The 4,913-nt window shown below is 70.0% G+C and carries 4 protein-coding genes and 1 rRNA gene; 1 reads left to right on the top strand and 4 read right to left on the bottom strand.

The window, feature by feature from the left end; genetic code table 11:
* The first annotated feature begins 377 nt into the window (after window positions 1-377).
* A complete protein-coding gene (gene trpS / locus ACFP1Z_RS33490; protein ID WP_390321841.1) occupies window positions 378-1,376 on the top strand; it encodes a tryptophan--tRNA ligase in 999 nt (332 codons plus the stop codon).
* A gap of 91 nt (window positions 1,377-1,467) precedes the next feature.
* Here trpS and proC read toward each other — a convergent pair whose 3' ends face one another.
* From proC to rrf, 4 genes are all read right to left on the bottom strand, one after another.
* Window positions 1,468-2,277, bottom strand: coding sequence for a pyrroline-5-carboxylate reductase (gene proC / locus ACFP1Z_RS33495; RefSeq protein WP_390321843.1), 810 nt, complete (start codon window positions 2,275-2,277; stop codon window positions 1,468-1,470).
* A 301-nt stretch (window positions 2,278-2,578) separates the two neighbouring features.
* Window positions 2,579-3,691: an NAD(P)/FAD-dependent oxidoreductase gene (locus ACFP1Z_RS33500; RefSeq protein ID WP_390321845.1), complete on the bottom strand. Its 1,113-nt coding sequence runs from the start codon at window positions 3,689-3,691 to the stop codon at window positions 2,579-2,581.
* Between the two features lie 86 nt (window positions 3,692-3,777).
* On the bottom strand, window positions 3,778-4,659 hold the full coding sequence (gene sigJ, locus ACFP1Z_RS33505; RefSeq protein ID WP_390321847.1) for an RNA polymerase sigma factor SigJ: 882 nt from the start codon (window positions 4,657-4,659) through the stop codon (window positions 3,778-3,780).
* 189 nt (window positions 4,660-4,848) lie between these two features.
* A 5S ribosomal RNA gene (gene rrf / locus ACFP1Z_RS33795) occupies window positions 4,849-4,913 on the bottom strand; the annotation flags it as partial.

Here is a 4,913-nt window from a genome sequence, read left to right on the forward strand (position 1 = left end):
CGTGATCACTACTTTAGCGGATTTCCCCGGCGATTCCCAATCGGGACTCCGAAACGAATTCCGGGCACGCCGGAAACCGCCCCGTTCGAGGACCGTGCAGTAATGATTGCCGCCAGTGCGACGAGAACCGTTGCCGTTCGCCCGTACGGACGCTGCGGCAACCCGGAGAACACTACACGAGCCCGTAGGACGCATCAAATCTGTGGCGCAACCCGGTTTCGAGGGCGTACGGTCGTCCTGTGACCCAGCATGCGCACACCCAACTGTGGTGGGCCGCCTGACGGCGGCCCCGACTTGCGCATGCATCCAACCGGCCGCCGCCTCGGCGGCCGTTTTGCTGTCTGTGGCGGTGGTCCTCTCCTAGGGAGGCAAGACCGATGACACGGACCTTCAGCGGCATCAAGCCCACTGGTCACCTCACGTTGGGCAACTACCTCGGGGCCCTGCGACAGTGGGTCGAGGTCGACCAGCACAAGTCCGATGCCCTCTTCTGTGTCGTGGATCTGCACGCCCTGACCGTGGACCACGACCCGGCCCGCATCCGGAGACTGAGCCGGCAGGCGGCGACGCTGATGCTCGCCGCTGGGCTGGAACCGGCGCGGTGCACGGTGTTCGTGCAGAGCCACGTGGACGAACACACGCGGCTGTCCTATCTGCTGGAGTGCACCGCGTCCGACGGCGAGATGCGGCGCATGATCCAGTACAAGGAGAAGTCCGCGCGGGAGAGGGCCGCGGGCGGCAGCGTACGGCTGTCGCTGCTGACGTACCCGGTGCTCATGGCGGCGGACATCCTCGCCTATTCCGCGGACGAGGTGCCGGTGGGCGAGGACCAGGTGCAGCACGTGGAGCTGACCCGGGACCTGGCTGTGCGTTTCAACCAGCGCTACGGCCATACGTTCACCGTGCCGCGGGCCGTCCATCCGACGGTGGCGGCCAGGGTCATGGACCTGCAGGACCCGACGTCGAAAATGGGCAAGTCCCACGCCGAGACCTCCGGCATCGTCTATCTGCTCGACGAGGCCGAGGTCGTGCGCAAGAAGGTCATGCGCGCGGTGACCGACAGCCGCGGTGAGGTCGTCTATGACCGCGAGGAGCAGCCCGGAGTCGCGAACCTGCTGGAAATCCTCGCCTCGTGCACGGGCGGGCAGCCGGCGGAACTGGCGTCGACGTACGCCTCGTACGGGGCGCTCAAGAAGGACACCGCGGACGCGGTGCTGGAGCTGCTGCGGCCCGTGCACGAGCGGCATGCGGAACTGTGCGCCGATCCCGGCTATGTGGACGCGGTGCTGCGGGCCGGCGCCGAGCGGGCCCGGACGCTCGCGCGGCCGACTGTCGACGCCGCGTACGCGGCGATCGGGCTGATGCCTCCCGCGTGACCGCTCATTCCCTCATGCCGTTCCCGCGTGCGGGACAGGCAGCAGGGACAGCGCATTCGCCCGTAGGGCTCCGGATTCCGCGACCGGGGCCCTACGCGCCGCCGGTTCCCAGTTCCCGGCTGCGGTCCCGGGCGGCTTCGAGGGCGGCGATGAGTGCGGCTCGTACCCCGTGCCGTTCCAGTTCACGGATAGCGCTGATGGTCGTGCCCGCGGGGGACGTGACCGCCTCGCGGAGCCTGACCGGGTGCTCGTCGCTGTCGCGCAGCATGACGGCGGCACCGATGGCGGCCTGGACGATCAGGTCGTGGGCCTTGTCGCGGGGAAGGCCGAGGAGAATACCGGCGTCGGTCATCGCCTCGACGAGGTAATAGAAGTAGGCGGGCCCGGAGCCGGAGAGCGCGGTCGCGGCGTCCTGCTGGGACTCGGGCAGCCGGAGGGTCTTGCCGACCGGCTTGAAGATTTCCTCCGTGCGCAGCAGGTGCTCTTCCGTCGCGTGGCTGCCCGCGGACATCACGGACATGCCCTCGTCGACGAGGACCGGCGTGTTCGGCATGACACGCACGACCGGAACGCCCTCCGGAAGCCGCTGCTCGAAGAACGCCGTCGGCACGCCGGCCGCCGCGCTGATGACCAGGCGGTCCGCCGGCAGGTGGGGCGCCAGTTCCTCCAGGAGCGCCGGCATGTCCTGCGGCTTCACGGCGAGGATCAGGGTGTCCGCCGCCTTCGCGGCCTCGGCGTTGGTGACCGTCTCGACGCCGTAGCGCGTCCGCAGGGCCTCGGCGCGCTCGGGGCGGCGCGCGGTGACCATGAGGTCGGAGGTCGACCAGCCGGCGCGGATCATGCCGCTGAGGAGCGCTTCGCCGATCTTTCCGGTTCCGAGGACGGCGACTTTCTGGGCCACGAGGCTCACCTCTCCGCTGCTGCTGCGTGCCCCGCCATCTTCGCACCCCGCACGGGACCCGTGCGGTGCCGTCGGCGGATCGCCACAGCCGACGGCCTCGCGCCCGGCCGACGGCGCGTGGCGCGTAGGGGACGAGTCCGGGATGCCTCAGGGCCTTCCCCCATGGCCCGCGCGGGAACGGAACGGGACCCTGACGGTATGAGGCGTTCATACGGTTCAGGTCAGGTCGTGACGCAGGGCGTGACGGGCAGGCAACTCCCTTGCGTGCCCGGCCGGTTCAGACAGCAGTTCAGACAGCAGTTCAGGCAGCAGTACGCTCGGCGTCCCCACCGGTCTCCGCCTTCCGGATCGCCCTCGCCCGGTGCGCGTTCACGTGCAGGGTGCGGACCGTGTGACGGACGACCTGTTCCTTGACGAAGGCGGCAGCACTGCCGGTCAGGACTGTCGAGCGAGGGGTGTCGTCCGCGTGCACGGGCTGGATCAGGCCCTCGCCGCGTCCCAGGCTCAGGCACTGCACGACGTAGCGGAAGTCGAGGGGCTTGGCGGGCAGGCCACGGAGGTCGGCGAGGAGTGAGCCCGCGACGTGGGCGCCAGTGGGTCCTGCGGTCGCGCACGCCATACGGAGGGAAGTCGCCGCCGAGTCCCCGGCCGCGTAGACGGCGGGGTCCGTGGTGGACCGGAGTGTGCGGTCGACCACGATCCGGCCGGCGGGGTCGAGCTCAAGGCCCGCCTTCGCGGCGAGCTGCGTGACGGGGCGCATGGCCGCCGACCAGACGACCAGGTCCGCGTCGATCTCGTCCACCGACTCGACCCGGCGGCCCTCCTCGACCTGTACGCCCATCACGCCGAGCGTCTTGCGGATGTGGGTCCGCCCCTTGTCCGAAAGACCGGTGCCGACGACGCCGGCCGTCAGCAGCCGGGTCTCCCAGCCCGGGTGCGACTCGGCGATCTCACTGGCGAGTTCGATGCCGGTGAGCCCGCCGCCGACGACGGCGATCCTGCCGGAGGCGCCCAGCAGGCGCTTGCGGACCTCGACCGCGGACTCGGCGGTGTGCACGCGGTCGCCCACGGCCCGGGTGTCGGTCACGCTGCCGAGGGCGTACACCAGCCGGTCGTAGCCGACGGAGCGGCCGTCATCCGTGCGGACCTGACGTCCCGCCAGGTCGATGTCGACGGCCCGGGCGGCGACGTGCCGGATCCCGGTGCCGCGCAGGAGCTCCACCAACGGGTGGGTCACGTCTGGGCTTTCGCCGGTGAGTTGGTGGAGCCGCACGCGCTCGGTGAAGCGGTCGCTGGGGTCGATCAGGGTGACCTTCGCGTACGGGGAGACGCGCAGGGCCGTGTTGAGTCCCGCGTAGCCGGCGCCGAGGACGACGATGTGCTGCGTGTCGGTGAGGTGTGAGTTCGTCTGCATGCCCAGGAGACGACGCAGCGCCTCCCTGTGTGACAGACCATCGTGGCTGCTTTCGGCCAAAGCTCCGGTGGCCGGGCGCCTGCCGGTCACAGCGTGCCAGGGTCCACATGCCGCAGCTTCTCCGGGTTGGCGACCGCGTCCACCTCGGTGATCCGGCCCTCGTGAACGGTGAAGGCGAGTACGGACGTCCGGCCGCGCACCGGGTCGGTGAGGATCAGCCCGGGGGCGCCGTTGACGTCCCGTACGAACGCGCGGAGCGTCCTGCCCTCGGCGGCGCCGTAGCCGTAGACACCTTGCGCGTAACGGGCCACCTTCTCGCGCCCGTGGAGCGGTCGGCGAGCGGCCGAAACCTTGCCTCCACCGTCGGAGACCCAGATCACCTCCGGGTCCAGGGTCTCCATCAGCGCGTCGAGATCCCCGTCCATGGCGGCCGCCAGGAAGGCCTCCACCGTGCGCCGGTGTTCGTCCCGGTCGACAGACCGGCGGGGCGCCTCGGCGCGTACGCGCTTGCGGGCGCGGGCAGCGAGCTGCCGTACGGACACCGGGGTCCTGCCGACGACTTCGGCGATCTCACCGAACGGCACGGAGAAGACGTCGTGCAGGATGAAGGCCGTGCGCTCGGCCGGCGTGAGTCTCTCCAGTACGGCCATCAGCGCTATCCCGACGGACTCGTCCAGCGTCACCTGGTCCTCGGGGGACGGCACATCGCCGACCACGGGCTCGGGCAGCCAGGGCCCCACATAGGTCTCGCGCCGCGAACGGGCCGAGCCGAGCTGGTCGAAGCAGATTCGGCTGACAATCGTCGTCAGATACGCGCCCGGGTTCACGGCTTCCCCGTCGGGAAGGTGCTGCCAGCGAAGCCAGGCCTCCTGCACGGCGTCGTCCGCGTCGGCCACCGAGCCGGTGATCCGGTAGGCGACGGCCCACAGCCGCTGTCGGTGGTCCTCGAAGTCAGCCAGGGATGCCATGGGAAAGCCACTGCTCCTCTCGTCTCGGAGTGAGGTTCCGCAGAGTCGTGACGAAGCAGCATGGCGGATCGTGACGGCGGCAGGGCGGTGATCGGCCATTTCCGGACGGCCGGAAAGAGGGTGTCCCAGAAATGCGAGAAAGCCCCGCCAGGAACCTCACGGCTCCCAACGGGGCTTTCCCCAACAATAGCTCGGCGGCGTCCTACTCTCCCACACGGTCCCCCATGCAGTACCATCGGCGCTGAAAGGCTTAG

It is taken from the genome of Streptomyces gamaensis, assembly GCF_042656465.1.
Taxonomy (GTDB): domain Bacteria; phylum Actinomycetota; class Actinomycetes; order Streptomycetales; family Streptomycetaceae; genus Streptomyces; species Streptomyces gamaensis.